The 456-nt window shown below is 43.9% G+C and carries 3 tRNA genes; all 3 read right to left on the reverse strand.

The window, feature by feature from the left end:
• Positions 1–156: 156 nt before the first annotated feature.
• The 3 genes from CWB77_RS16305 to CWB77_RS16315 all read right to left on the reverse strand — a co-directional run bounded on the left by CWB77_RS16305 (position 157) and on the right by CWB77_RS16315 (position 448).
• Positions 157–232 (reverse strand) — tRNA-Thr (locus CWB77_RS16305).
• A 10-nt stretch (positions 233–242) separates the two neighbouring features.
• Positions 243–317, reverse strand: a tRNA-Gly gene (locus CWB77_RS16310).
• A 46-nt stretch (positions 318–363) separates the two neighbouring features.
• A tRNA-Tyr gene (locus tag CWB77_RS16315) sits at positions 364–448 on the reverse strand.
• Between the last annotated feature and the right edge of the window lie 8 nt (positions 449–456).

Genomic DNA, 456 nt, shown 5'->3' on the forward strand with positions numbered 1-456 from the left:
TTCAAACTTTTCTTTTGCCATGACGGAACCTATCAGTTTTGTGTATCTAGATTACATATGAAAATAATCCACCATAGGTAGATTAAGTTAATTTTTTCAAATTTCAAATAGTTTTTTCTGACAGATAAAGGAAGTGTTTAAGGAGATTCGATTGACTGGTGCTGATAGGCAGATTTGAACTGCCGACCTCACCCTTACCAAGGGTGCGCTCTACCAACTGAGCTATATCAGCATCATCAAATTGGAGCGGGCAGCGGGAATCGAACCCGCATCATCAGCTTGGAAGGCTGAGGTAATAGCCATTATACGATGCCCGCTTTAAGGAACCTGTTCTTAAACTACCTCTAACCGTCTAGAATAAAGTGGTGGAGGGAGCTGGATTCGAACCAGCGAAGGCTGAGCCGTCAGATTTACAGTCTGATCCCTTTGGCCGCTCGGGAACCCCTCCACGATAAT

It is taken from the genome of Pseudoalteromonas sp. S1610 (assembly GCF_005887465.1).
Classification (GTDB): Bacteria; Pseudomonadota; Gammaproteobacteria; order Enterobacterales; family Alteromonadaceae; genus Pseudoalteromonas; species Pseudoalteromonas undina.